Raw genomic sequence first — 25,004 nt, forward strand, 5'->3', positions numbered from 1 at the left:
GGCATTATGTGGCAATCTTTCGCCCCCAAAAATCAAATCGAATTTGTATTACCTCATATTACGGTCGCGGGCCGATTATGGGGGGCGAAGGATAAACCTTTATTGCTTGCCTTACATGGTTGGTTAGATAACGCCAACAGTTTTGAACCTTTAACAGCGCATTTACTCGATTATCAAGTGCTCGCTATTGATTGGCCAGGACACGGCTTTTCTGCACATAGGCCGGGACACTATCCGCTGCATTGGATTGATTATTTGTATGATTTAGACGCGTTGTTAACGGCATTACCGCAAAAGCCAGCGGCAATGATTGGGCATTCGCTTGGCGGTATAATCGCCTCAGCTTACACGGCGACATTTCCCGAAAAGGTTAACAAGCTGGTATTGATTGAAGCGTTAAGCCCCTTGTCTGAGTTGCCAACGCAAGCTAAGGCGCGATTGAAAAAAAGCTTCTATCAGCATGAGAAGTATTTAACTCAGAAGCATGGGCAGGCAAAGATTTACGACAGTATAGATACTGCGGTGCGGGCGAGGGCACATTTAACAGGACTTGCCGAACCTTGGTGTCGTTTGTTGCTCGATCGTAATATGCAGCCCGAAGGTGATGGCATAGGTTGGCGTAGTGATCCTCGATTAAGATTAGATTCACCCCAACGATTAACCTTCGCCCAAGTTGATGCCTTGATGCAGGACATCAATGTCGAAACCTTATTAATTTGTGGCAAACAGGGATTTAGCCAGTTGCAGAGCGCGATACCTAAGGCCAGAACGTGGTTCAAGCATTTGTCTGAACACATAATTGAGGGCGATCATCATGTGCATATGGACAATGCCGAAGGCGTTGCACGTTTGATCCGCAAATTCGTTTAATAGGTTGCTTATATGGGTATAAAAAAGACGCTAGGTTTTTTGTTTTTTTTATGTGATGATGATCAAAATTAAAACGCTCGTATGATTTATGACGAGTAAATCAATAACTATAAAATGTAAGCCGGTATTTTAACTCGGTATTTATCGAGTCTTGACGCTTGTATGGATATTGTTTCCGCAGTTGTGGGGATTTAGGAGAGAGTAGTGGATCAGCCTTGGATTAATCATTTGCCAGAAGATGTGCCTGCTGAAATTAATGTGGAACAATACTCATCGCTTGTCGATATGTTCGAGACAGCGGTGGCTAAGTATGAAGATCAACCTGCATTTATCAACATGGGTGCCACGCTAACCTATCGTAAATTGGAAGAACGCAGCCGAGCATTCGCTGCGTATTTACAAAATGAATTAAAGCTTGAAAAGGGCGACCGTGTCGCCTTGATGATGCCAAACCTGTTGCAGTATCCCATTGCACTGTTTGGTGTTTTGCGTGCAGGTATGGTGGTTGTTAACGTTAACCCACTTTATACACCGCGCGAGCTTAAACATCAGTTGATTGACTCTGGCGCCAAAGCCATTGTGGTGGTGTCAAACTTCGCCCGCACTTTAGAAGAAGTGGTCGATCAAACTCCCGTTGAAAGCGTGATTATCACCAGTTTAGGTGATCAATTAAGTGCACCAAAACGCACCTTAGTGAACTTTGTGGTGAAGTACATCAAGAAGTTAGTGCCAAAATACGATTTACCCCATGCCTTATCAATGCGCGATACCTTATCAACGGGTCGTCGCATGCAATACATCAAACCTGAAGTCACTAACGATGATCTAGCATTTTTACAATACACAGGTGGTACCACTGGGGTCTCTAAAGGCGCTATGTTGACCCATGGTAATATTGTCGCAAACGTATTGCAGGCCGATGGTGCATATTCTCCCGCTTTAAACGATGGCAGTGAGTTTGTCGTAACGGCCTTGCCGCTGTACCACATCTTCGCCTTGACCGTGAATTGCCTGCTGTTTTTGCACAAAGGTAGTCAGAATTTACTCATCACCAATCCTCGCGATATCCCAGGATTTGTGGCTGAGTTGAAAAAGTATCCTTTCACCGCATTAACTGGGGTAAATACCTTATTTAACGCTTTAGTGAACAGTGATGATTTTTCCCAGTTGGATTTCTCACGCTTAAAACTCTCTATCGGTGGCGGCATGGCGGTACAAAAAGCCGTGGCGGATAAATGGCAAACTATTACTAAAACCCGTTTACTTGAAGGTTATGGTCTGACGGAAGCCTCACCCTTATTAACCTGTTGTCCATATAACTTAGACGGTTATAACGGTTCAATTGGTTTTCCTGCACCTTCGACACTGATCCAAATCCGTAATGATGACGGCAAGGTATTAGCCCAAGGCGAAACCGGCGAGCTGTTTGGTAAAGGTCCTCAGGTGATGAAAGGCTATTGGCAACGTCCTGAAGAAACCGCCAAAGTGATCGACACTGACGGCTGGTTAGCCACGGGCGATATTGGTTACATGGATGAGAAAGGTTTCTTCTATATTGTCGACCGTAAGAAGGATATGATCTTAGTCTCAGGTTTTAACGTATTCCCTAACGAAGTCGAAGAAGTGGTCGCACTTCATCCAAAAGTGATTGAAGTGGCTGCTGTTGGTGTGCCAAACGACGCCAGTGGCGAGTTAGTGAAGGTATTTGTGGTGGCAAAAGATAAATCTTTAACCGCTGAAGACATCATTAAGCACTGCCGTATTCATTTAACGGGATATAAAGTGCCGAAGCTGGTAGAATTTAGGGACGAGTTACCTAAAACCAACGTGGGTAAAATCTTGCGACGAGAGCTTAGAGACGAAGCTAAGCGCGCGTAAGATTGAAGCCGGCATTTGCCGGCTTTTGTTTTTATGGACTGTGATTGACCCACAGGATCTGGAGAAGAATTTGTCAGCGTTTCAATATGTGAGTGATGAAGTAAGCCTTAATGCCCTCGTTGCCCAATATAAACAGAGTAAGATACTCGTGTTAGATACCGAGTTTGTTCGTACTCGTACTTATTATGCCAAGTTAGGTTTGATCCAAGCCTATGATGGTAAAACCTTAGCTTTGATTGATCCGGTGGCTTTACCTGATTTAGCCCAGTTTTGGGCGCTGTTATCGGACCCGAATATCGTTAAGCTAGTGCATTCCTGCAGTGAAGACTTAGAAGTTTTTGCGCACTACGGTAAATGTCAGCCTACGCCTTTGTTTGATAGCCAAATTGCCGCCTCTTTGTGTGGTATGGGTCATGGGGTGGGTTATGCCAAGTTAGTTGAAACTTGCCTTGGTGAAGTGATCGATAAAGGTGAGTCGCGTACAGATTGGATCCGTCGTCCTTTAACGGAAGCCCAGTTAAGCTACGCCGCCAATGACGTCCTGTATTTGTATCAGCTCTATCCTCAACTGGAAGCGAAACTCAGCGCCCAAGGGCGTTTAGCTTGGTTATACGAGGAAGGGGAAAGGATGACTCAGGGCAGGCTTGCCGATCCTGATCTCGATACAGCCTATTTGAAAGTGAAAAATGCTTTTCAACTCACTGAAATTCAATTGGCTTACCTTAAAGTGCTCGCCAAATGGCGCCTTGAAAAAGCCTTAGTCCGTGATTTAGCCTTAGGTTTTGTGATCAAAGATCATGGTCTTATTGCATTAGCGAAGAAGCAACCTAAAACTTCGGCTGATTTGTTTAAGCTCAATGACTTGACCGAACAGGAAAAACGCATTCACGGCAAAGATTTATTACGTGTGCTACAAACTGCGGATTTGGTTAATTTACCCGAGTTAGTGGATGTATTGGCGTTAAAATCAGGCTACAAATCGGCCTTTAAAGCGATTAAAAGCTGTTTGGTCGAATTATGCGAAAAGCATGATGTGCCGCAGGAAATGCTCGGTTCTAAACGTCATATCCATGAGTTTTTGCAATGGCGTTGGGATAAGCAACAAGGGGATTTACCGGCAGTGTTATGCGGTTGGCGAGGGGAATTGGCAACTGAGGCTTTAGCAAAGCTTGAGGTCTAGTGCTTAATATTTCGTACTTGAATCCATTGCTGAAAAACATCCACATCAAAATGTCATCTTCAATTGAAGATGACATTTTTTGTGTCATCGACTTATCTGTCAGGCAAAGTGACGTTAAGCTCGAGTACCGACAGGTTGGCGTCGTTTTGATCTAACTGCACAGAAACTTGATCATCAGAAATCGGCACATATTTGCGAATAACGGCAATGATCTCTTGTTTCATCTGTGGGAAATAATCGGGAGTGTCCCTTTGTCCACGTTGATGAGCCACGATGATCTGTAGGCGCTCTTTTGCCATTACCGCAGTGCTAGGCTTTTTCTTGCTTTTGAAATAGTCGAGTAAAGACATAATTAGCTACCAAATATCCGTTGTAAGAAACCTTTCTTTTCTTCCGTAATAAAGCGTACTGGTACATCTTCACCCAGTAAGCGTGCGACTGTGTCACTGTAGGCTAAACCTGCATCACTTTCTTGGTCGATAATCACAGGTACGCCTGAGTTAGAGGCTTTAAGTACAGATTGTGACTCAGGAATAACGCCGAGTAACTCAATGGCCAGAATTTCTTGAACATCGTCGACACTTAACATTTCGCCCGATTTTACACGGCTCGGTGAATAGCGAGTCAAGAGTAAATATTCTTTTATCGGCTCTAGATTCAGTTCTGCGCGGCGTGATTTGCTTTGCAACATACCTAAAATACGGTCTGAGTCGCGCACTGAGCTGACTTCTGGGTTCGTGGTCACAATGGCGATATCGGCAAAATACAATGCCATCATAGCGCCTTGCTCAATCCCTGCGGGAGAGTCACACAGAATAAACTCAAAGTCTTTGGCCAAATCGTCTAGAACACGGCCGACGCCTTCTTTGGTCAGTGCATCTTTATCACGGGTCTGTGAAGCGGGTAAAACGAATAACTTATCGCAGCGTTTATCTTTGATCAGCGCTTGATTTAAATTGGCTTCACCATTGATCACATTAACGAAGTCATAAACAACACGACGCTCGCAACCCATGATCAAGTCTAAGTTTCGTAAACCTATATCGAAATCAATAACGACTGTCTTGTGTCCTTGCATGGCAAGACCGGTCGCAATTGCAGCACTCGATGTGGTTTTACCTACGCCGCCTTTACCTGAAGTGACAACAATAATTTGTGCCATGTTTCTCTCTATCCTTTGTTCTGCCATTTAGAGGGGCAATGATTCAACCATAAGCGACTCACCGTTTAGGCGAATGCAGCCGCTTTTATCTGAGCTATGTTGTTGTAGATTTTCAGCGAGCCAATATTGCCCTGCTATTGAAACGAGTTCGGCCTCCAGAGAGTGGGCAATGATAACGGCGCTGGTATCGCCCGCGGCGCCTGCCATGGCTTTCCCTCGTAATGCGCCATAGATATGAATGCTACCATCTGCGATGACTTCTGCGCCATTGCCTACCGCACCAAATATGATTAAATCACCATTTTTTGCGTAGACTTGTTGGCCTGAACGAATATTTTGCTTCACTATCTTAGTTTGGCGTGGGGCTGGCGGCGGGGTATTACTCTGTTTTCCCGCTTTGACTATGGCAAGGCCTAAGTCTTTTGCTTGTTTACTGAGTACGGTTGTCGCGCCCGTTATGCCAACAATCACTAATTGACGTGAGATCAGCAGATCCTTTAACGCACTTAAATTCAAGCTGTCGTGCTGAATGGCACTCAGATTGACGACTAAAGGAGCACCCAGAAAAAACTGAGGGGCCTGTGCCAACTTATGGTCTAATTCAGTCATGACAGCTTGTAAATCGCTGCTATTAATATGAAGCACTGAAAGAGTAAAAGAAGCGCCTTTTAACTCTAAGCTAGGTTTTGACATCCCGGCACTATTCTCCAGAAATCATCAGTCGGTTCGCTGATTTTACAATTAAATTACTAGGCGACCATGTTATAGTGTGCCCCATTGACTGGCAAGTTTGAACTATTGGATATTTGATTCTTATGCTATGTGCCGTTTATAAAAGTAGCCGAAAGGCTGATACTTATTTATTTGTGAAGAAAAGAGATTGTTTTGACGATGTTCCAGTGCCTTTGATGGAAATGTTTGGCGTGCCAAAGTTGGTGATGGTGTTTCCTATCGCTAAACGCGACGCGTTAGGAATGGCAGATATACATAAAGTCAGAGCAGCAATGGCAGAAAATGGCTTTTATTTACAAATTCCACCACCTCAGGTGAATTTATTGGCTGAGCATAAGTTGAGCCTTGGGATCAAAGATTAACCAGGTAGCATCAAGACGCTGCTAATGAGCTCTGGCGCGTCAAACCACACTCGTTAATCTCAGTGGCATTGCGTATCTGACGACAAATTAGTGTAAAATAGCCCGCATTGAGCGGGTTTTTTATTAAGAAGATACAGTTAATCATGGCATTTTGGCAGAGTAAAACATTAGCGCAGATGAGCACAACCGAGTGGGAATCCCTGTGTGACGGTTGTGGTAAATGTTGTTTAAACAAGTTGATAGATGATGAAACCGAAGACTTGTATTACACCAATGCAGCTTGCCTTTTGCTCGATCATCAAACGGCAGGCTGTCAGCATTACAGTGACCGTTTCACCTATGTCCCCCAATGTACAGTGATCACGATTGATAATATCCATGAGTTAACTTGGTTGCCCGACAGTTGTGCCTATCGCCGCCTAGCGGCAGGGCGTGAGCTACCGAGTTGGCATCCGCTGCTCACAGGCTCCAAAGAAGCGATGCATTTAGCGGGTATGTCGATCCAAGGCAAGGTGGTGGATGAAAGACGCGTGAAGGATATTGAAGATCATATCGTGCTATGGCCACTTAAAGACGTTGATTAACAGACGTGAATTCATTTTGCTGTAGCGTTATCGATTGAAAATTAACTTATTAATTGAAACGACACTTGTTGATTGGAACGTGACCGTCAGAATGAAAACAACAAGGGAGCGATTCGCTCCCTTGTGCATTTTGGGTGTTAAGTGAATTTAAATTCCATCAAATAATGCTCGACTAGATTTTTAATCCCACCATCAACTGATCAAGTTGACCAGCTGTTGCTTGCAGCTCATCACAACCTGAAACCGACTGGTTGGCCGATTGCTCCACATCGTGTGATTGGTTGCGAATTTCCATTAAGTTAGTCGCAATCTCGTTGGCCACTGCCGATTGCTCTTCGGCCGAGGTCGCAATTAGCACACTCATTTCAAACACTTTGTTGCTGTGGTGGGCGATAAACTCTAAGTCTTTACCCGTTTGCAGTACGTGTTGTTTACCTTCATTAGCTTGATTCACAGTACGTGACATCACTTGTGTCAGATTGCGAGTACCCGATTGAAGTGATTCGATCATGGTTTTGATTTCAACCGTTGCGGCCTGAGTTCTCCCCGCTAAAGTACGTACCTCATCGGCCACCACGGCAAAGCCACGACCTTGTTCACCTGCGCGTGCCGCTTCAATCGCCGCGTTGAGGGCCAGTAGGTTAGTTTGCTGGGAAATCGCATTAATGGTTGATACCACTTCATCAATTTTACTGGCGTTGTCATTGAGTACACCCACCGCATTTGAGGCCGCGGAGATCTCATCCGATAACACGTCAATAGCTTTGACTGTGGTTTCAATATCTTTCCCGCCCGCGCTAACCTGTTGATTGGCTTCTTGGGTTTCGGCTGAGGATTGTTCGGCATTGCGGGCAACTTCTTTCACTGCGGCGGTCATTTCTTCCATTGCCGTCGCTAAGGAGTCCAGATGTTGTCTCTGGTTTACCGCCAAGGATTGACCTTGCTGCGCAGTGCTACGAAACGATGATACAACTTCGCGTATTTTAGCGGTCGATTCTGCGATTTGCTTTACTAAGGTATGTTGACGTTCTACTAAGGTATCTATGCTGATGGCTAAGATACTGAACTCGTCCTTCACTTCGAAGAAGTTTAAACGCCCCGTTAAATCACCCGATGCGGCCCGTTTTAATGCCATCACCGTCGTATAAAGTGCGCCGCCTACGAAGGTTGAAATGTAATAGCTGAACAAAAATAGCACAAACAAGAGTGCCGCCATTAGGCCATAAACCAGTAGGTTATCGTTGGCGAGCAAGGCATCAATTTCTTTGCTGTCTAGGGGAATAATCGTGATCAGGTTTTGATCGTTAACCCGACTCACAGCTCTAGGTTGCTTACCGCTATCATCGATACCACCGCCACTGCGAGCGATGGATTGGGCTTTGCTATCGGCTTCATTTACCGAAACAATGCTGACATTACCTTCAATTTCGCGACTAAGTTGATTAAGGATAGTTTGGCGTTCTTGCTCTGGTAGTTTGTTATATAAGCTGCCAGTGACTTGGTTAATTTGTTGTGAAGCATTTTGCAAACTGTTGAGCTGTCCTTGAATTAAGGTTTGCTGGGATTGGTTATCTAGGAAAAGCGCCAGTCCGACAATCATTAACATGGGAACGATAGAGAGAATAGCGAATTTAGTTTTTAAGGTCATATGGATAAGATATTGATCTATCCAGCGAAATTTTACTTCTTTCATGAATGCCTCGATAAAATGGGCCATGAACCGAATTTATATCGGTCAGTTTGCCATAGACTTTATAGTTTTCTGTTTTGTAATAATTTATATGGTTAATGTAGTCTAATTGCAGTCATTATTGTGTTGTTTGTTGCAACTTTGGCAAGGTGCAGGTGTGAGTTTACAATTTAGTTGCAAATGCTGCTAGTGGCTGAAAGCGGAAGTTGTTTACGTCAGAATCGAGGTTTGGGTTTCCCCTTGAGTAAAACTCAGGCTCCAAACTGGGGTAACACATGAATTTGCATGATAAAAACCCCCAATAAGCCCTAGTAATATGCCGCTCGCTCGCGTAAAATTTCTATCCTTTTATTTCGTTATAGCTAGCAAAGCGTCTGGCATTAACGCCCGATAACCTGAGCACCCAAATAGCCTGAAAGTTTGGCGCCCATAGCACTTGTTTATCAAGCGCGACTATGCAGTGGAAGAGAAAATGCAGCAGTTAACTGAGATCGTAGAACAAGCCTTAGTCATTATTGACCAGGCCAGTGATCTAAAAGCACTGGATGATATCCGTGTCGATTACCTTGGTAAGAAAGGTAAGATCACCGACATGATGAAAATGATGGGTAGCTTAAGCCCTGAAGAAAAGCCAGTCTTTGGCCAAGCGGTCAATGATGCTAAACAGGCGATTCAACAAAAATTAACTGAGCGTATCGATGGTCTGAAAAGTTCGGAATTGGAAGCCAAATTAATCGCCGAAAAGATTGATGTGACTTTGCCAGGCCGCACCCAAGAGATCGGTGGCTTACATCCTGTGACTCGAACCATTGAGCGTATCGAAACCTTTTTCGGGGAATTAGGGTTCTCGGTAAAGCAGGGGCCTGAAATTGAAGATGATTTCCACAATTTCGACGCACTGAATATCTCTGAGCACCATCCTGCGCGTGCTGATCATGATACCTTTTATTTCAATCCTAAACTGATGCTGCGTACCCAAACTTCGGGCGTGCAAATCCGTACTATGGAAACTGAAAAGCCACCATTACGCATTATTTCTCCTGGTCGTGTTTATCGTAACGATTACGACCAAACTCACACGCCTATGTTTCACCAAGTGGAAGGGTTGTTGGTTGATGAGCATGTTAACTTTGCTGAATTGAAAGGCATTTTGCATGACTTCCTGCGTAATTTCTTCGAAGAAGATCTGCAAGTGCGTTTCCGTCCATCTTACTTCCCATTCACTGAACCTTCAGCGGAAGTGGACGTGATGGGCAAAAATGGTAAATGGCTAGAAGTGCTTGGCTGCGGTATGGTACATCCGAATGTGCTGCGCAGCGTTGGCATAGATCCAGAAAAATACTCTGGTTTTGCTTTTGGTATGGGTGTCGAGCGCTTAACTATGTTGCGTTACGGCGTAAACGATTTACGTGCGTTTTTCGAAAACGACCTACGTTTCCTGAAGCAATTTAAATAACGGAGCTGTAATAGCATGAAATTTAGCGAATCTTGGCTTCGTGAATGGGTAAACCCTTCAGTCAGCCGTGAAGCATTATCCCACCAGATCACTATGGCCGGTCTCGAAGTCGATGACGTTGAAGCCGTAGCTGCCGATTTTAGCGGTGTAGTGATTGGTGAAGTGGTTGAGTGTGGTCAGCATCCCGATGCCGATAAACTGCGCGTGACCAAAATCAACGTTGGTGGTAGTGAACTTATCGATATCGTCTGCGGTGCACCAAACTGCCGTCAGGGTCTTAAAGTGGCCGTGGCTATGGTTGGCGCCGTATTACCTGGCGATTTCAAAATCAAGAAAGCCAAGCTGCGTGGCATGCCATCAGAAGGCATGTTGTGCTCGTACAGCGAGCTTGGCATTAACGTCGAAAGCGATGGCATTATCGAATTGCCATTGGACGCGCCATTAGGCACTGACATCCGCGACTATCTGCAACTTAATGATGCCGTTATCGATGTGGATTTAACGGCTAACCGTGCCGATTGCTTAGGTATGGCAGGTCTTGCCCGTGAAGTGGGCGTGTTAAACCGCCAAACAGTGGTTGAGCCACAGTGGCAAGCCGTTACGCCAACGACAGATGCACAGGTCACGATTAACGTTAACGCGCCTGCAGCGTGTCCACGTTACTTAGGCCGTGTGGTTAAAAACGTTAATGTGAAAGCGCCTACGCCATTATGGATGCAGGAAAAACTGCGCCGTAGCGGTATTCGCTCTATCGATCCTATCGTAGACATCACTAACTTTGTGTTGATTGAATTCGGTCAACCTATGCACGCTTTCGATCTTGCCAAATTAACAGGCGATATCCAAGTGCGTTTAGGCACTGGCGAAGAGAAAATCACCCTGCTTGATGGCAGCGAAGTGACCATCCCAAGCGATACCTTAGTGATCGCCGATGATGTGCGTCCATTAGCCCTTGCTGGTGTGTTTGGCGGCGAATATTCAGGCGTGAGCGACACGACCCAAGACATACTGCTTGAATGTGCCTTCTTCGCGCCGCTCGCCATTATGGGTAAGTCACGTCGTTTAGGTTTGCACACAGATTCATCACACCGCTTTGAGCGTGGTGTTGACCCTGAGATGCAACACACGGTTATCGACCGTGCTACGCGTTTAGTACTGGATATCTGTGGCGGTGAAGCTGGCCCTGTAGTTGAGGCTAAATCAGAGGCTGATTTACCCAAACCTGCACAAATCGTTTTACGTCGCAGCAAGTTAGATCGAATTTTAGGTCATCATGTACCTGATAGCGATGTCGTTGAAATCCTACAACGTTTAGGTTTTAGTGTGGTTGTTGGCCAAGATAGTTGGCAGGTCACTACCGCGACTTATCGTTTTGATATGGCGATTGAAGAAGATTTGATCGAAGAAGTTGCCCGTATTTACGGTTATAACAATATCCCGAATACGGCGCCTGTTGCTGCGCTGCGTATGTCAGATCATAAAGAATCTGACTTAAGCCTAAAACGCGTGCGTGCCTTATTGGTCGCTCGTGGTTTCCAAGAAGCGGTAACCTACAGCTTTGTCGATCCAAAATTGCAAAATCTGGTTCATCCTGGTTTAGACGCTATGGTGTTACCAAACCCAATTTCCAGTGAAATGTCAGCCATGCGCCTGTCAATGTTCACCGGTTTATTGGCCGCCGTTGGCTACAACCAAAGTCGTCAACAGAGTCGCGTGAGACTTTTTGAAACTGGTCTGCGCTTTGTTCCTGATATCAATGCAGAATCCGGTGTAAGACAGCAAGCAATGCTCGCTTGTGTCATTACTGGGCTCCAAAATGATGAACATTGGGCTATGGAATCGAAAACTGTTGATTTTTTCGACCTTAAAGGTGATTTAGAAGCAATTATCGGCTTGACAGTTTCCGCATCAGAATTTAGCTTTAGAGGAGCGACGCATTCTGCTCTCCATCCGGGGCAATGTGCTGAAATATTGAGAAATGATCGAGTGATCGGTCATATAGGTGCAATCCATCCTAGTTTGGAGAAGCCTTTTGGACTCAATGGTAAAACCATCGTTTTTGAGTTGGAATTGGATGCTTTATTGCATACCAGTTTGCCGCTAGCCCAAGCTGTATCTAAGTTTCCAGCTAATCGTCGTGACATCGCAGTCGTAGTAGATGAGAGTGTATCTGCAGGTGATGTAATGAAATTGATAAGAAAAGTTGGCGAAAATCAGTTGGTTGGCATAAACTTGTTCGATGTATACTTAGGTAAAGGTGTTGAACCTGGCAAGAAGAGCCTGGCGATAGCACTTACATTACAAGACACTACTCGTACGCTTGAGGAAAAAGAGATTGCTGAGACCGTTGGTTCAGTCGTTTCTGCCCTTAAGTCCGAGTTCAACGCATCGTTGAGGGATTAAAGTATGGCACTTACCAAAGCCGAAATGGCAGAACATCTTTTTGAAACACTCGGAATGAACAAACGTGTCGCCAAAGAGATGGTTGAGTCGTTCTTTGAAGAGATTCGGGGCGCACTTGAAAGTGGTGAGCAGGTCAAGTTATCTGGCTTTGGCAACTTTGACCTTAGGGACAAGAATCAAAGACCGGGAAGGAACCCAAAAACAGGCGAAGATATCCCAATTTCTGCTCGTCGTGTCGTGACTTTCCGTCCCGGCCAAAAGCTGAAAACTCGTGTAGAAGCAGCAAACACGGGTAAGTAATTTCGTTTGTTTGATGGGAAAGCCACTCCTTAGAGAGTGGCTTTCCTGTTTATTTTTTCGTGCAATATCTCCATTGTTTTTATCCACTGTCTGAGGTGAATTCTTTGTCAAGACAGCCCAAACATTTTGACCGTCGTTTTAAACTCGCCTTATTACACCCTAGATACTGGGCCACTTGGTTAGTGATTGGTCTATTAGTGATTTTCGGACTCATGCCCGCATGGCTGCGTGATCCTATTGCAAGATTATTGGCAAAAATAGTGATGCCAATTGCCAAAAAGCCCATTAGCGTTGCCAGAGCCAACTTAAGGGCGTGCTTTCCTAATCAATCCACCGCCGAGATTGAAGTGTTAATCCGTGAGAACGTGCAAAACTTCGTTTTGGTGTTGTTAGCACAGGGTGAATTGCTGGTGCGCTCAAAAGCGCATTTACGTCGTAGAGTCAATTTAATCGGCTTTGAGCATGTGACTAAAGCGCAGGCTGCGGGGCAGCCGATCATTTTTATCATGCCCCATGTGTGGCCAATCGATTATGCTGGTTTACGCCTTAACCTTGAGTTGCCTATGGTGACTATGGCCAAAGCCCATAAAAACGGGTTATTCAATTGGTTTAGTAATCGTGTACGCAGCAGTTGTGGTGGCCATGTGTATATGCGCGAGGCGGGCATTCGGGCGTTATTGGCTGAGCTTAAGCGCGGTAACAGTTTCTTTTATCTTCCCGATGAAGACTTAGGTCCTGAACAAAGCGTGTTTGCGCCTTTTTTAGGCACAGTGAAGGCAACGCTACCTGTTGTTGGGCGTTTAGCGCAGGCGGGTAATGCCCAAGTGCTGCCAGTAAAGATTGGCTACAACCAAGCGACACGCCAATTTGATCTCACCGTGATGGCGGCCGTTGCGCCTGAAGACATGGTGGGCAAAGAAAACGAGGCGTTGGCACTGAACAAAGTGGTCGAGCAAGTGATCTTAGCTTACCCTGAGCAGTATATGTGGTTCTTGCGCGTTCTCAAGACGCGCCCAGAGGGTGAAGCTTCTATTTACGGCTGATATAGCGTGACTGAAATAGTGTGGTTTAAAATGGCTTTGAGCGCTGATTGCTCGAAGCCATTTTTGTGTTGAAGGGCGTTATTTATTGATAGCACTCTTTATTTATAGAGCGTTTTATCAATAGCGCTGTCGTTAACCATGCGTATCGTGGATGATTAATCCTCGTTCTGTTCCATCTCAAGTTGCATCAGTAACATATCTTCGCCATCGAGTACGCGAGTACGAAAGCTTTGACATGCAGGGCAGACGACCGTGCGCTCACTCAGTACGGATTCAGTCTGGCAGTCTTGGCAAAGTATCACTAGCGGCTGAATTTGCATATTGAGTAGGGCTTCTTTGCAAATCCCATCGAGCTTAAACGTATCGAAGGCTGTTTGTAGCAGGCTAGGTTCAACCCCGCTCATGACGCCTAGTTTGATATCCACTCGGGTGATTTTATCGGCATGATTGGCCTGCGCGTGCTGTTCGCATTGCTCAATCAGGGCACTCACAATCGAATATTCGTGCATCAGCAAATCCTTGGCAGCAGTTCACCCTGGGGAAGATCGAGATAACGCTTAGTATTCCAAGGCGTTCTTAGTACGACTTTCCCCACTAAATCCTCACTCACAGTGCCGATTATCGCTGCATGCTCACAGCGCCCAAAGCGTTGCATGATCTCGAGCGCACCTAAGGCGATGTCGTTGGGAACGGCGAGGATGAAAGTGCCTTCGTTGGCAAGATCCATGGCTTCGAAACCATAGAGTTCGCACAGACCTTTGACTTCATCGCTAACGGGAATACTGGCTTCATTCACTGTGATACCAACATTGGAGGCGACAGCCCATTCGTTCAGCACTGCCGATAAGCCACCGCGAGTCGCATCGCGCATCGCATGAATGGGAATATTGGCGGCGATTAATTGCTCGACTATGGGCCAGAGCGTCGCGCAGTCACTTTGCAATGCCGATTCGAGTGTGAGTCCTTCACGCGCCATTAAAATCGCTGCACCGTGGCAGCCAATATCACGGGAGACAATAATGGCATCGCCCACGGTGACATTCGCCGAGGAAATATTGGGACGCAAGATGCGACCAATGCCTGAGGTATTAATAAATAAACCATCGGCGCACCCCTTGGGTACGACTTTAGTGTCGCCGCAGACTATCCGTGCACCACTGTGTTTTAATTCTTTCGCCATACTGCGGACAATCGTAGTTAAATCCTTGATAGAAAAGCCTTCTTCGATGATCACACTACAACTCAAATACTGAGGTTCTGCGCCCATCATAGCGAGATCGTTGACTGTGCCTGCGATGGCAAGCTTTCCGATATCACCACCGGCAAAAAATAAAGGGGATACGGTGAAAGAGTCTGTGGTAAAGGCGTTGGCACCGTGCAAATCGAGTTTGGCAGCGTCTTCTTCGCTGCGAAGGATTGGATTATCAAACTCGGCAAAAAACAGATCACGGATCAGTTTATTCATTTCTTTGCCGCCACCGCCGTGGCTGAGTTGAATGGATTTATCTTTAAGCGTATCAGCCATGATGTGGCTCCTTGATATCGATACCTTGATAGCGGTAATAGGCATTGCAGGCACCTTCGGAGCTGACCATGCAACTGCCTAAGGGCGTTTCGGGATTGCAGCCGCGGCCAAAAACTTTACAGTCCTTTGGTTTAGCAAGCCCACGAAGTATATCGCTGCACTGGCAGGCTTTATGATCGTCAATTTCCTTCACAGGTAGGCGGTCTTTAAAGCGCAGTTCGGCGTCTCTGTGGGCATATTCGGGTTTAAGCTGCAGCGCTGAATTGGGGATTGGGCCTAGGCCGCGCCAGCGAAATTGCGGTCTGACATTGAAGAATTGATTTACTTTGGCCTGCGCCGTGAGGTTGCCGTCCTCCGAAACTGCGCGGCTGTATTGGATATCGAGCTCAGCTTTACCCGCGGCTTTTTGGCGCACAATCCGTAAAATCGACTCCATCACATCAACGGGTTCAAATCCTGCGACAACCACAGGCGTACCATAGTTTTCGACTGTGCTGCGATAGATTTTGGCGCCGCTGATCACGCTCACATGGGCGGGGCCAATAAAGGCATTCACTCTGACTTTCGGGTCGTGCATCACGGCATCAATAGCGGGGGGCACTAATACATGATTAATATGGAATAACAGATTTTCGAGATTTTCGTGCTCGGCCAGCTGCAATAAAATTGCTGTCATTGGGGTTGAGGTTTCAAAGCCAATGGCGAAAAACACCACGGTTTTATCGGGATTATCGCGGGCAATTTTGAGCGTATCTAAGGGATCATAAATCGGCCGAATATCGCAGCCTTTCGCCCTAAAACTGGCTAAGGAACCCTTAGAACCGGGCACACGGATCATATCGCCCAGCGTCACAAGAATAACATTTTCTTGGGAGGCTAGCGCCGCCGCTTGGTCAATGCGCTCTTTAGGCATAATGCACACTGGGCAGCCAGGACCATGGATAAATTCAATATTATCCGGCAGTAAATCTAGCAAGCCGTATTTCATAATCGTATGAGTATGGCCGCCACAGACTTCCATGATATTGATTTGTTGCTTAACCAATTTAGCGGTTAACTGAATATCCCGTGCTAAATTGGCAATCGTTTGGGGATCGCGAAAGCCTTGATAGAGGTGTCTTAGTTCAAGCATGCTTTTTCCTCGGTGCACTCGATAGGGGTGCGCCTTGCGACTTAATCCTGCACTGCTGATGGTCAGTGTATGGCTTCATTTTCAAGCTTAGTGACGATTTCTTTGTATAGATCAATGCTTTGCTGCGCATCTTCCTTATCAATTTTGTTCATCACAAAACCAATATGGATAAGTACATAGTCGCCAATTTCCAGTGGCTCATTCATTAAATGACTGCTGACATCGCGGCGCACGCCTAAGGTATCGACGGTGACACTCTGGCGCTCAATATCGACCGCCACCACTTGGGAAGGTATGGACAAGCACATTATTGTGCACCTCGAATATTGTCTTTAAGCCAAGCGGCTACAGCCTGCATGGAGTCGCCATCTTTAATTGAGACTTCAATAATTTGAGTTGCTGGATTGAGTTTTTTAAGCTGCGCTCTGGCTTCGTCCATCTTGAAATCAAAATAGGGCAGTAGATCGCACTTTGTGATAAAAACTACATCGGCGCGGCGGAACATCACAGGATATTTCTCAATCTTATCATCGCCTTCTGGCACTGATAGCAGCACGATATTTTTGTGAGTGCCCACATCATAACTGGCTGGGCAGACGAGATTACCGACGTTTTCGACAAAGCAAATATCGAGTCCTTCAAGCGGCAGATGATGTAGGGCACCGTGCACCATAAAGGCGTCGAGGTGGCAGGCGCTGCCCGTTTGAATTTGATAGGCCTTAATGCCTTTAGCGATGAGGCGGTCGGCATCGCGGGAGGTTTCTAAGTCGCCCTCGATCACTGCATAGTTGAGCTGCGTGTATTCTTTGAGATTTTCTAATAGGGTGGTTTTGCCACTGCCCGGGCTACTCATGATGTTGAAGGCAGTAATGTTATGTGCCTCAAAGTGGGCGCGGTTATGACCTGCTTCGACATCATTTTTATCTAAAATTTTGTGGATGACTGACAAGGTTTTTTTATCGTTTAACTGAGGATTTGTGTGTAACTCTTGATGGTTATGCTCATGAGTATGTGAATGGTCATGATTATGCTCATGGCTATGGGCATGCGCGCCTAGATGATCATGGTCGTGGCGGGTAAGGGAGCAGCCGCAGTCTTTACACATTTTACCTCTCCTTGTATCGGCAGAGTACGAGGACTTTGCCTGACAAATAATGATTGATGTACGAATCGTTAATTTGGTTACGCTAATGTTGAGTGTGATACAAATTGCGCTACGGATCTTTGATGTTCGTCAGGTTTATGGGGATAAAAATGGCGAGCGAACATCAGGGGTTATCAAATAGGTAAGGTTATTGACTCTGATGAATGCCATACCAAAGTTGGCCTAGGGCGATGCCGCCATCATTGATTGGGAGCTGTTTACTGGATAACACTTTATTTCCTTGGGCGCAGAGCTTGCTCAGGCAGTATTCCAATAGATATGTATTTTGAAATACGCCACCGCAGAGCACGGTTGGGAGGTGTTGATACTGGGCAGCATAATCACAAATAGCATCACCTAATGTGTGTAAAAAGGCGCGGGCGATGGCATAGCATCTATTGTCTGTTAGCGGTTGTGCTGTAATCAATTCAACAATTTGCTTGAACATCTCACTGCTGCGCCACTGGTCGATGTCAAGAGGTAAGTTAAGCGAAATGACTTCAAGGGCTAATGCATCGGCGCGATTGGCCGCGGCTTCTATTGCCATGCCCGCTTGGCCTTCAAACAGTGTTGTTTCGATTAAGCCTAAGGCGCAGGCGAGGGCATCGAACAGTCGCCCGACAGAGGAGGTTTTTATCGCGCTGCCGTTCTGCCAGATCTTATGTAAGTTAGTCAGAGTGTTTGGGCGCATGTTGTTTAATATAGGTAATTGCAATGCGAGCACAGCATCGAGGCTCATTTGCTCGAACAATAATGCCAGTAACAACCTAACGGGTTGCTTAATGGCTTGCTCGCCGCCTAACAGGGCTATGGGCTCAAAATGGGCTAGTCGCTGCGCTTTATCGAGCGTAGTTAATAGCACTTCACCGCCCCATAAACTGCCATCGTCGCCAAGCCCAGTACCGTCAAAACTAAAGCCCAATACGGGCTCTCGATATTGATTAACCGCCATTACGCTGAGCACATGGGCATGGTGGTGTTGCACCGATAAACATTGGTTTTGACGGGTATCGCTGAGTTTTACACTCGAGTTTGAGTGCATTTCAGCCCAGCGCGAAGGGGCATAATCTGGGTGTTTATCGCGAATAATAAGATTTGGCGTAAAGTGATACAACCGAGCAAAAGTGGCTAAGGTGCGCTCAAAATACTGCTCGGCGCTGACACTGAACAGGTCGCCAATATGGGGACTTAAAAACACATTATTGCCAAAGCCTAAGGCGATGGCATTTTTTTGTTGTGCGCCCACGGCCAAAATCGATTGGGTCAGCGGTATCTCTAAGGGGAAACTTAACGGTGCATAGCCGCGGGCGAGGCGCAATACTTGCACCTCTGCGGAGTAGTCCAGTTGCGGCTTAATCACTTGCACCACACTGTCATCGCAGCCATTAATAATCGGCCGATTATGATCGACTATGGCATCCACCACATGGCTTAAGCTGTTAATCAGCTCGTCACAATCTGTGATGATAGGTTCACCGGAAACATTGGCGCTGGTTGCAACTAATGGCCCTTTGAAGAGACCTAATAGCAAATGATGTAGCGGTGTATAGGGTAAAAATACCCCGAGTTTATTCAGATTGGGGGCGACAGCTAAGCTGAGATCATGTTCGGCTCGGCTGCTCATCAGCACTATGGGCCTTTCCTGCGAACTCAGTACTCGCCACTCGGCATCCGTCCCTGTGACATAGTGCTGCGCCATGGTGATATCCGCCATCATCACCGCTAGCGGCTTGGCTTGGCGCTGTTTTCGCAGCCGGAGTGCGTTGACGGCATTGTCACTTCGGGCATCACAGATTAAGTGAAATCCACCCAATCCTTTAATTGCCAGAATCTGCCCTTGGCGTAATCTATCTGCCGCTGCTGTCAGTACCGCAAGGTCCGTACTCAATTCAGGTGCGCTGACATTTGAGGCATTGGGAAGGATGTATTCCCCTTGCGGTGTTTTTAAGCTGAGTCTGGGGCCACAGGCGGGGCAACTCACGGGCTGGGCATGGTAGCGGCGGTCGAGTGGGTTTTGATATTCTTTGGCGCACTCGGGACACATGTCAAAATCGGCCATAGCGGTGTTGTGTCTATCATAGGGTAAAGCATTGATAATCGTGTATCGAGGGCCACAGTTAGTGCAGTTGGTAAAGGCATAGCCAAAGTGACGGTCATCAGGATTATGCATGTCGTTCAAGCAATCTTGGCAGGTACTTTTATCCGCCGATACTGCCACCAGTGCACCTATCGGTGAACTTGGGTCATCGTCCTCATGGCTGTCGCTTTTTATAATCTCAAACGTGGTTTGGCTTAATAAAATCGGCAGTGGTATTTGGCTGATATTGTCGATACGGGCGAGTGGTGGTGGGGTGGTATTGAGTACAGTGATAAAGCGAGTGAGGTTTTCATCATTACCTTGCAGCTCAATGGTCACGCCCTTGGCATTGTTGAGCACAGTGCCCGTCAGTTGAAACTCAAGGGCATAACGATAGACAAAGGGGCGAAATCCCACCCCTTGTACTATGCCAGTGACGTGCAACTGACAACGCTTTAACGTGGCTCCCTTGTGGACAAGGTATTCCAATGCCAGCCTTCGTTTTATCTGCAGGTCACTGTGCTTTTTGTGGCGACTATTGTGCCTATGTGGCTTCATACGTTGTGACTTAACTTTTGGCCTCCTAATCATGGGCATTTAGTTGTCGCTGCTTAACGTAAAGTGCCCCAACGGCTAAGTTATCGCCGTCTAAATCTAGGCTGCGATTGACCACTAAGGGGAAGTTCTTTCCTAAGCGCAAGCTGATGCGTTTGCACAGGGTTTCATTGATTAATTCATTGCCCGCTAAGGCTATATTGTGCACGCCGATATTTAAGTCGATATGCTCGATCCAGTTAGATAAATAGTCCGCCAGCGAGTCTTGCATCGCAAAGGCGAGCTGACTCGGATCGTCATTACCCGCAATACGAAAACTTAAGACAGTGCCTAAGGTTTTACACCAATTTAGGCTGCGGTGGGCTTCACCTTTGGTCAGCGGATAATCGATACGCGGTGCATTAGCACCGTGGTAGCGCATGGCGGCGGCCATGAGTGCATCGCTGAGCCTTGCTTGGCTTTGAGTCTCTTCTTGTGTATTAAGGCCAATTAATATGGCAGCAATCGCCCACAGGCTTTGTAAGTTGTCCCGTCTGCCGTGAAGCTTTAGGCTTAAAAGTTTTAGGTAATCTTCGGGGAATAGGCTCTTAAATTTTTGCGCTACGGCTTTTTGCGGACTGCTGTCCAGTTGATGGAAGATTTCGTAACCGTTATCGGGCAGCTCGGGCAGGGCGAAGAAAAGTTCAGTGTCGGCCTTATTATCGCAGGTGACAATTTGACTGGCGTGGGTATGGCTTAAGTAAATGACTGCGGCATTTTTTGCCTGTTTATGACTGGTAAACTTACCGTTGAGCAGCGCACTGAATAGCGCTGCGTCTGCAAGGGTGTGATTTTCTGTGTTGACTGTATTTTGATTATTATCGCTTAGCATACTAGTGCAATGAATATCACTGTCTTCACTTGACGGTACTTGAGTTAATACTGCCACACTCAGTTCGCCTTGGTGCGATCGTGAACGTTTCGCCGCTTGCCATTGGGCTTGATAGCCGTGAAAACTGACTTTTTCCCTTAAGGGTTCTGGAGCGATAAAGTGCTTGGTTTGAACCTGTGTTGAGCTTAAATCGTGACTGGCGATTTGTGCCCAAGCACCATCGACCCACGCTAGCTTCGGCCTATTATGCGGCCCTTTAATGTAAACCCAATCGACCCCTTTTTGTCGTAATACTTCCCCGAGCACTAAGATTACTCGGCTGTAGGCAAAGCAAATGTCGTACAGTGGCGCACTGAGTTTGTCGTGTTCTTGCGTGGGTCTCGCGCAGATAAGCGGCTTTTCAATACTCGAAAGCGCGAGCACCTGCGCATCGTTCAGACAAAAATGGGCGTTCAGCGTATTGGGATTACAAATTAACAGTTGTGGCCGCTCGCTTAAGGGCTGCTCAAACGGTGTCAGGCTGATTTGCAGATTATCGGCGGCCGCTAATGTCAGTGGGCCTTGTGTCAGCAGTCCCTGTGCCATGGCTTTAATATCTGACAAGGTTAACGCTTTTTGTGCGGACGTTAATTGTGTTTCGCCCTTGCAGCAAGGGCAAATTAAATCGAGTGTGCCAAACTTAGCCGACTGATTATCGCCAATCAACGGATAACAATGCTGGCAAAAAGGCACTATGGCAGGGCTTGATACAGACTGTGGAAAGGGCAGTAAGGTTTTACTGCCCTGGGGCTCGTCGATGACTTTAATACTAGAGTCAATCAACCAAGCGGAAATCAAAAAGTCCGCGGCAATGGCATCGGCCAATTGTTCTAGTTGGTTTTGCTCGCCCTGAGCTTCAATAAAATAGCTTTGAGGGCCAAAGTCATGTTGGCCAGCACTATATTGACCTGAGCTATGTTGACCATCACAGCCTATGCTGATATTTAGCTCATCGTAATTTAGATATTGATTACATAAATGCGCATACAAAGGCACCTGACGTGAGCAGGTAAAATCAAATCTGATGTTTTTCATCTTCTATATACTTTCACCAGTAGTAACGCCACGTTTATAAGAGTCAGGGATCAGCGAGTCGATACTATGCTCGGCAACACGCGTCGCAGTGAACCCAAGGGAGGCTAAGTGGGATAACAAGCTTGATTCCATTAACGGTACCGCGGCGGCGACTTTAGGGGTCAAGCCTAGCACCATAGGTTCGAGCACGGTTGGGGTGACGCCAAGCACGAAGGTTTTAGGCCTGTCGCCAACCATTTCCATCATATTGAGGGTTTGCAGCATTTCGACTTCATGGGCGCTGCCTTGCCAGTCGATTTCCTTCGGCGCTTTATCAAAATCGAAGAAATAGACTTCGCCCGCTTCTACGCCATTGGCATTAACTGTATCGACCACGATTAAATAATCGTATTGGCAAATAATAGGGATAAGTCCCTGAGCCAAGGTGCCGCCGTCGAGCAGCGTTAGCTGATGGGACTCATGGGTAAACTGATAATTATCAGCTATATAATTGACAAAATGTACGCCGATGCCTTCATCGGCGTACAGGACATTGCCAATACCGAGTAGCAATATCTTCATTGGACTCCTAGTGGTGTGAGTCTGGCTTTGGGTAGTCATAGCCAGAGACAATCGAGTCAACTGAGTTATGTTTGAAGCGTATCCCTGACCAAACCGCCATATAGACGTGGATAACCACAAAGATAACAAATGCCCAAGTTAAGTAGTGATGCCAAATCCTAACTTGTGCGAGCCCACCCATTTGTGCCGTGATCCAAGCGGCGCTGCCCCAAAGCATGCCACCTAAACCTTGGTGATACACATTGGCGTACAACACCAGACCCGTTATACATATCACAAGAGCGACCAGTGAGATTGCTACATAAGTCACAAATTGCAGCGGTCCATAGACACCGGCTTTATGTAAGTGCCCCATCCATAAGTAAGATTTCAGTTGAGTGATCCAGCTTTTTACGCTCATGACATCGCGAAATGAGCGCCGCTCAATGTCGCTTCGGCTGAAAAAATACAGGTAGAAGCGCACTAAAGTGATTGCGGTTAGTACAAAACCGCAAATCAGATGAGCGAAGCGGATCCAGCCTTGTACGAGTACGTCCGTACTTTCAGGCGCCACAAGAAACGGCCAAGCAATATAGAATCCGGTGATCACTAGCACCAGAATTGATAGTGCCCTGAGCCAGTGGAAAATCCGAATTGCCGGACTAAAAATCAGTGTCCGAATGCGGGTTGCAGAATGGTTCATTTTGCGTTCCCTCCCTCGATTATTGACCATTGGGACTGACACGGAACTCGCTCAATGCTTGGCCTTTGAAATCCATTACGTGTACAGAACACGCCATGCAAGGGTCAAATGAGTGAATAATACGTATCACCTCAAGGGGCTTAGTAGGATCTTCCAGTTTCAAGCCAATTAAAGAGGCTTCATAGGGACCCATTTTACCGTTGGCATCCACAGGACCTGCGTTCCAGGTCGTCGGTACGACGGCTTGATAGTTCTCAATCACTCCATTTTTAATGCGGATCCAGTGGCTTAACATGCCGCGTGGCGCCTCGATCATGGCGTGACCTACATACTCTTTATTTGGATCAATATTGGGTTTTACATAGGTAGATTCATCGGACTGGATATTCGTCAGCAGCGCATCAAAGGTTTTTAACCCTTCTTGGGCGACGATGACTGTCTGCAACATACGGGCTGCAGTGCGACCTAAAGTGGTAAATAGAGCCGCTACGGGTAGACCTGTGCGAGCGAGCAGGCCATTAACCGAATCCACGACCACCTTGTTACCGCGGGCATAACTCACCAATAGGCAGGCGAGTGGACCCACTTCGACAGGCTCACCTTGATAACGGGGAGATTTCACCCATGAGTATTTGCCATCACCATCCAGTGTTGGCAATTTGCCGTAGACAGTGTCGCGTTCAACAAAACCAGTGTAATTAGGAATCGTTGTACCGTCATAGGGATGTTGCGGTGCATCGGCGCTATACCAAGCGTGGCTGACGTCTTCGGCAATCAGATCTGGATTCACATCACTGACGCCAGCAAGGTCGCCATTCATGATCACGCCTTGATTAAACATGTATTCGCCATTGGCTAACACAAAGTCATCGGTCGCCATGAAGTTTTTCACGTTTACGCCGCCCAACACGCTAGGTTCAGTACCAAAGGCCTCGGCCGCCATCACGATATCTGCTTGATAGGCACGCAGAATAAATTCAGTTACTGTCGCATGTTTTTGCTTCCATTCCTGCAGGCGAGCAGGGCTGAGCATGTCGCGCACCGAAGTCACACCACCGACAACAACGGATTGTGGATGTGGTGATTTGCCACCAAAAATGGCTAGCATTTCTGCCGCAACACGTTGTACTTCAAGTGCTTTAAGGTAGTGAGATAGCGCGATAAGGTTTTGCTCTGGGGTAAATTTATAGGTGCCGTTGCCCCAATAAGCGTTGGCAAATGGACCTAATTTTCCCGTTTCGACAAAGCCTTTAACTCTTTCTTGTACCGCTTTTAAATCACCTTCACCCGCCGCTATGGGATGGTCTGTGTATTTCAGGGCAACTTGTGCCGCTTTAGCAGGATCGGCGCTCAGTGCAGAAACCACATCAACCCAATCTAAGCCGTGTAGATGGTAGAAATGCACAATATGGTCATGCATGTATAAAGAGGTTTGCATTAATGAACGTAAGTATCTCGCGTTCAATGGAATTTGAATTCCTAACGCATTTTCAACCGCTTCAGTACCGCAGCGGTAGTGGGAATAGGTACATACGCCACAGATACGTTGCACAATAAGGCCAACATCCATAGGCGTGCGGCCTTTGAGAATGACTTCAATACCGCGCCAAAGTGTGGAGGATGACCAAGCCTTGTTGATGACGTTATTTTCATCAACTTCGACTTCGATACGTAAGTGACCCTCGATACGTGTGATAGGGTCTATAACAACGCGCTTGCTCAT

General features: G+C 46.6%; 23 protein-coding genes. 9 read left to right on the plus strand and 14 right to left on the minus strand.

Annotation, left to right across the window (positions count from 1 at the left end; all coding sequences use genetic code 11):
- The first annotated feature begins 6 nt into the window (after window positions 1-6).
- From HGO26_RS06445 to rnd, 3 genes are all read left to right on the plus strand, one after another.
- Window positions 7-870, plus strand: a complete 864-nt coding sequence (locus HGO26_RS06445; RefSeq protein WP_168824028.1) for an alpha/beta fold hydrolase — start codon at window positions 7-9, stop codon at window positions 868-870.
- 204 nt (window positions 871-1,074) lie between these two features.
- Window positions 1,075-2,748, plus strand: a complete 1,674-nt coding sequence (fadD, locus tag HGO26_RS06450) for a long-chain-fatty-acid--CoA ligase FadD (protein WP_028760195.1) — start codon at window positions 1,075-1,077, stop codon at window positions 2,746-2,748.
- A gap of 70 nt (window positions 2,749-2,818) precedes the next feature.
- Entirely contained in the window at window positions 2,819-3,928 is a 1,110-nt protein-coding gene (gene rnd, locus HGO26_RS06455; protein WP_113939519.1) for a ribonuclease D, read from the plus strand.
- A 92-nt stretch (window positions 3,929-4,020) separates the two neighbouring features.
- Here rnd and minE read toward each other — a convergent pair whose 3' ends face one another.
- From minE to minC, 3 genes are read right to left on the minus strand one after another with little or no spacing between them, the layout of a single operon-like run.
- The gene (gene minE / locus HGO26_RS06460) at window positions 4,021-4,278 is read right to left on the minus strand and encodes a cell division topological specificity factor MinE (RefSeq protein WP_028760193.1); all 258 of its coding nucleotides are present in this window, start codon (window positions 4,276-4,278) and stop codon (window positions 4,021-4,023) included.
- Between the two features lie 2 nt (window positions 4,279-4,280).
- Complete coding sequence (gene minD, locus HGO26_RS06465; protein WP_006086391.1) at window positions 4,281-5,090, minus strand: septum site-determining protein MinD; 810 nt, start codon at window positions 5,088-5,090, stop codon at window positions 4,281-4,283.
- Window positions 5,091-5,117: 27 nt separating this feature from the next.
- Complete coding sequence (gene minC / locus HGO26_RS06470) at window positions 5,118-5,783, minus strand: septum site-determining protein MinC (protein ID WP_168824030.1); 666 nt, start codon at window positions 5,781-5,783, stop codon at window positions 5,118-5,120.
- Window positions 5,784-5,905: 122 nt separating this feature from the next.
- On the opposite strand from minC, the gene HGO26_RS06475 reads away from it, so the two are divergent.
- Both HGO26_RS06475 and HGO26_RS06480 read left to right on the plus strand, forming a co-directional pair.
- A complete protein-coding gene (locus tag HGO26_RS06475) occupies window positions 5,906-6,184 on the plus strand; it encodes a YcgL domain-containing protein (protein WP_028760191.1) in 279 nt (92 codons plus the stop codon).
- 143 nt (window positions 6,185-6,327) lie between these two features.
- Window positions 6,328-6,768 carry a YcgN family cysteine cluster protein gene (locus tag HGO26_RS06480; protein ID WP_028760190.1) on the plus strand — a complete coding sequence of 147 codons (441 nt, stop codon included), beginning with the start codon at window positions 6,328-6,330 and terminating at the stop codon, window positions 6,766-6,768.
- A 172-nt stretch (window positions 6,769-6,940) separates the two neighbouring features.
- Here HGO26_RS06480 and HGO26_RS06485 read toward each other — a convergent pair whose 3' ends face one another.
- Window positions 6,941-8,461, minus strand: a complete 1,521-nt coding sequence (locus HGO26_RS06485; protein WP_105253108.1) for a methyl-accepting chemotaxis protein — start codon at window positions 8,459-8,461, stop codon at window positions 6,941-6,943.
- A gap of 469 nt (window positions 8,462-8,930) precedes the next feature.
- Between HGO26_RS06485 and pheS the strand changes: the two genes are divergently transcribed.
- The 4 genes from pheS to lpxM all read left to right on the plus strand — a co-directional run bounded on the left by pheS (window position 8,931) and on the right by lpxM (window position 13,660).
- Complete coding sequence (pheS, locus tag HGO26_RS06490) at window positions 8,931-9,914, plus strand: phenylalanine--tRNA ligase subunit alpha (protein ID WP_168824032.1); 984 nt, start codon at window positions 8,931-8,933, stop codon at window positions 9,912-9,914.
- A gap of 15 nt (window positions 9,915-9,929) precedes the next feature.
- Entirely contained in the window at window positions 9,930-12,317 is a 2,388-nt protein-coding gene (gene pheT, locus HGO26_RS06495; protein ID WP_168824034.1) for a phenylalanine--tRNA ligase subunit beta, read from the plus strand.
- Window positions 12,318-12,320: 3 nt separating this feature from the next.
- Complete coding sequence (gene ihfA / locus HGO26_RS06500) at window positions 12,321-12,617, plus strand: integration host factor subunit alpha (protein WP_006081370.1); 297 nt, start codon at window positions 12,321-12,323, stop codon at window positions 12,615-12,617.
- Window positions 12,618-12,721: 104 nt separating this feature from the next.
- Window positions 12,722-13,660: a lauroyl-Kdo(2)-lipid IV(A) myristoyltransferase gene (lpxM, locus tag HGO26_RS06505; RefSeq protein WP_168824036.1), complete on the plus strand. Its 939-nt coding sequence runs from the start codon at window positions 12,722-12,724 to the stop codon at window positions 13,658-13,660.
- 155 nt (window positions 13,661-13,815) lie between these two features.
- On the opposite strand, the gene hypA is transcribed toward lpxM, so the two are convergent.
- The 10 genes from hypA to hyaB form a co-directional block, all read right to left on the minus strand.
- Complete coding sequence (gene hypA, locus HGO26_RS06510; protein WP_168824038.1) at window positions 13,816-14,169, minus strand: hydrogenase maturation nickel metallochaperone HypA; 354 nt, start codon at window positions 14,167-14,169, stop codon at window positions 13,816-13,818.
- The gene (gene hypE, locus HGO26_RS06515; protein WP_168824040.1) at window positions 14,169-15,185 is read right to left on the minus strand and encodes a hydrogenase expression/formation protein HypE; all 1,017 of its coding nucleotides are present in this window, start codon (window positions 15,183-15,185) and stop codon (window positions 14,169-14,171) included. Before hypE ends, hypA begins: the two co-directional genes overlap by 1 nt.
- Window positions 15,178-16,317: a hydrogenase formation protein HypD gene (hypD, locus tag HGO26_RS06520; RefSeq protein ID WP_168824042.1), complete on the minus strand. Its 1,140-nt coding sequence runs from the start codon at window positions 16,315-16,317 to the stop codon at window positions 15,178-15,180. The genes hypE and hypD overlap by 8 nt, the downstream gene beginning before the upstream one ends.
- 62 nt (window positions 16,318-16,379) lie before the next feature.
- Complete coding sequence (locus tag HGO26_RS06525; RefSeq protein WP_028760183.1) at window positions 16,380-16,625, minus strand: HypC/HybG/HupF family hydrogenase formation chaperone; 246 nt, start codon at window positions 16,623-16,625, stop codon at window positions 16,380-16,382.
- Complete coding sequence (gene hypB / locus HGO26_RS06530) at window positions 16,625-17,422, minus strand: hydrogenase nickel incorporation protein HypB (RefSeq protein ID WP_168824044.1); 798 nt, start codon at window positions 17,420-17,422, stop codon at window positions 16,625-16,627. Before hypB ends, HGO26_RS06525 begins: the two co-directional genes overlap by 1 nt.
- 187 nt (window positions 17,423-17,609) lie before the next feature.
- Window positions 17,610-20,129, minus strand: coding sequence for a carbamoyltransferase HypF (gene hypF / locus HGO26_RS06535; RefSeq protein WP_425596653.1), 2,520 nt, complete (start codon window positions 20,127-20,129; stop codon window positions 17,610-17,612).
- Entirely contained in the window at window positions 20,122-22,038 is a 1,917-nt protein-coding gene (locus HGO26_RS06540) for a Kae1-like domain-containing protein (RefSeq protein WP_168824048.1), read from the minus strand. The genes hypF and HGO26_RS06540 overlap by 8 nt, the downstream gene beginning before the upstream one ends.
- Window positions 22,039-22,041: 3 nt before the next feature.
- Window positions 22,042-22,599: a HyaD/HybD family hydrogenase maturation endopeptidase gene (locus tag HGO26_RS06545; RefSeq protein WP_105252281.1), complete on the minus strand. Its 558-nt coding sequence runs from the start codon at window positions 22,597-22,599 to the stop codon at window positions 22,042-22,044.
- Window positions 22,600-22,606: 7 nt separating this feature from the next.
- Complete coding sequence (gene cybH, locus HGO26_RS06550) at window positions 22,607-23,281, minus strand: Ni/Fe-hydrogenase, b-type cytochrome subunit (protein WP_028760178.1); 675 nt, start codon at window positions 23,279-23,281, stop codon at window positions 22,607-22,609.
- Window positions 23,282-23,300: 19 nt separating this feature from the next.
- Entirely contained in the window at window positions 23,301-25,004 is a 1,704-nt protein-coding gene (hyaB, locus tag HGO26_RS06555) for a nickel-dependent hydrogenase large subunit (protein ID WP_168824050.1), read from the minus strand.

Origin of the sequence: Shewanella oncorhynchi, from assembly GCF_012584455.1 — a bacterium.
Classification (GTDB): domain Bacteria; phylum Pseudomonadota; class Gammaproteobacteria; order Enterobacterales; family Shewanellaceae; genus Shewanella; species Shewanella oncorhynchi.

Coding starts and splice junctions, on each gene's coding strand:
- HGO26_RS06540 (WP_168824048.1), bottom strand. CDS start 22,038: ATGAAAAACATCAGATTTGATTTTACCTGCTCACGTCAGGTGCCTTTG.
- cybH (WP_028760178.1), bottom strand. CDS start 23,281: ATGAACCATTCTGCAACCCGCATTCGGACACTGATTTTTAGTCCGGCA.
- HGO26_RS06545 (WP_105252281.1), bottom strand. CDS start 22,599: ATGAAGATATTGCTACTCGGTATTGGCAATGTCCTGTACGCCGATGAA.
- minD (WP_006086391.1), bottom strand. CDS start 5,090: ATGGCACAAATTATTGTTGTCACTTCAGGTAAAGGCGGCGTAGGTAAA.
- HGO26_RS06480 (WP_028760190.1), top strand. CDS start 6,328: ATGGCATTTTGGCAGAGTAAAACATTAGCGCAGATGAGCACAACCGAG.
- hypA (WP_168824038.1), bottom strand. CDS start 14,169: ATGCACGAATATTCGATTGTGAGTGCCCTGATTGAGCAATGCGAACAG.
- HGO26_RS06485 (WP_105253108.1), bottom strand. CDS start 8,461: ATGAAAGAAGTAAAATTTCGCTGGATAGATCAATATCTTATCCATATG.
- hypF (WP_425596653.1), bottom strand. CDS start 20,129: ATGATTAGGAGGCCAAAAGTTAAGTCACAACGTATGAAGCCACATAGG.
- pheT (WP_168824034.1), top strand. CDS start 9,930: ATGAAATTTAGCGAATCTTGGCTTCGTGAATGGGTAAACCCTTCAGTC.
- hypD (WP_168824042.1), bottom strand. CDS start 16,317: ATGCTTGAACTAAGACACCTCTATCAAGGCTTTCGCGATCCCCAAACG.
- pheS (WP_168824032.1), top strand. CDS start 8,931: ATGCAGCAGTTAACTGAGATCGTAGAACAAGCCTTAGTCATTATTGAC.
- hypE (WP_168824040.1), bottom strand. CDS start 15,185: ATGGCTGATACGCTTAAAGATAAATCCATTCAACTCAGCCACGGCGGT.
- ihfA (WP_006081370.1), top strand. CDS start 12,321: ATGGCACTTACCAAAGCCGAAATGGCAGAACATCTTTTTGAAACACTC.
- hypB (WP_168824044.1), bottom strand. CDS start 17,422: ATGTGTAAAGACTGCGGCTGCTCCCTTACCCGCCACGACCATGATCAT.
- minE (WP_028760193.1), bottom strand. CDS start 4,278: ATGTCTTTACTCGACTATTTCAAAAGCAAGAAAAAGCCTAGCACTGCG.
- HGO26_RS06525 (WP_028760183.1), bottom strand. CDS start 16,625: ATGTGCTTGTCCATACCTTCCCAAGTGGTGGCGGTCGATATTGAGCGC.
- hyaB (WP_168824050.1), bottom strand. CDS start 25,004: ATGAGCAAGCGCGTTGTTATAGACCCTATCACACGTATCGAGGGTCAC.
- HGO26_RS06475 (WP_028760191.1), top strand. CDS start 5,906: ATGCTATGTGCCGTTTATAAAAGTAGCCGAAAGGCTGATACTTATTTA.
- minC (WP_168824030.1), bottom strand. CDS start 5,783: ATGTCAAAACCTAGCTTAGAGTTAAAAGGCGCTTCTTTTACTCTTTCA.
- HGO26_RS06445 (WP_168824028.1), top strand. CDS start 7: ATGTGGCAATCTTTCGCCCCCAAAAATCAAATCGAATTTGTATTACCT.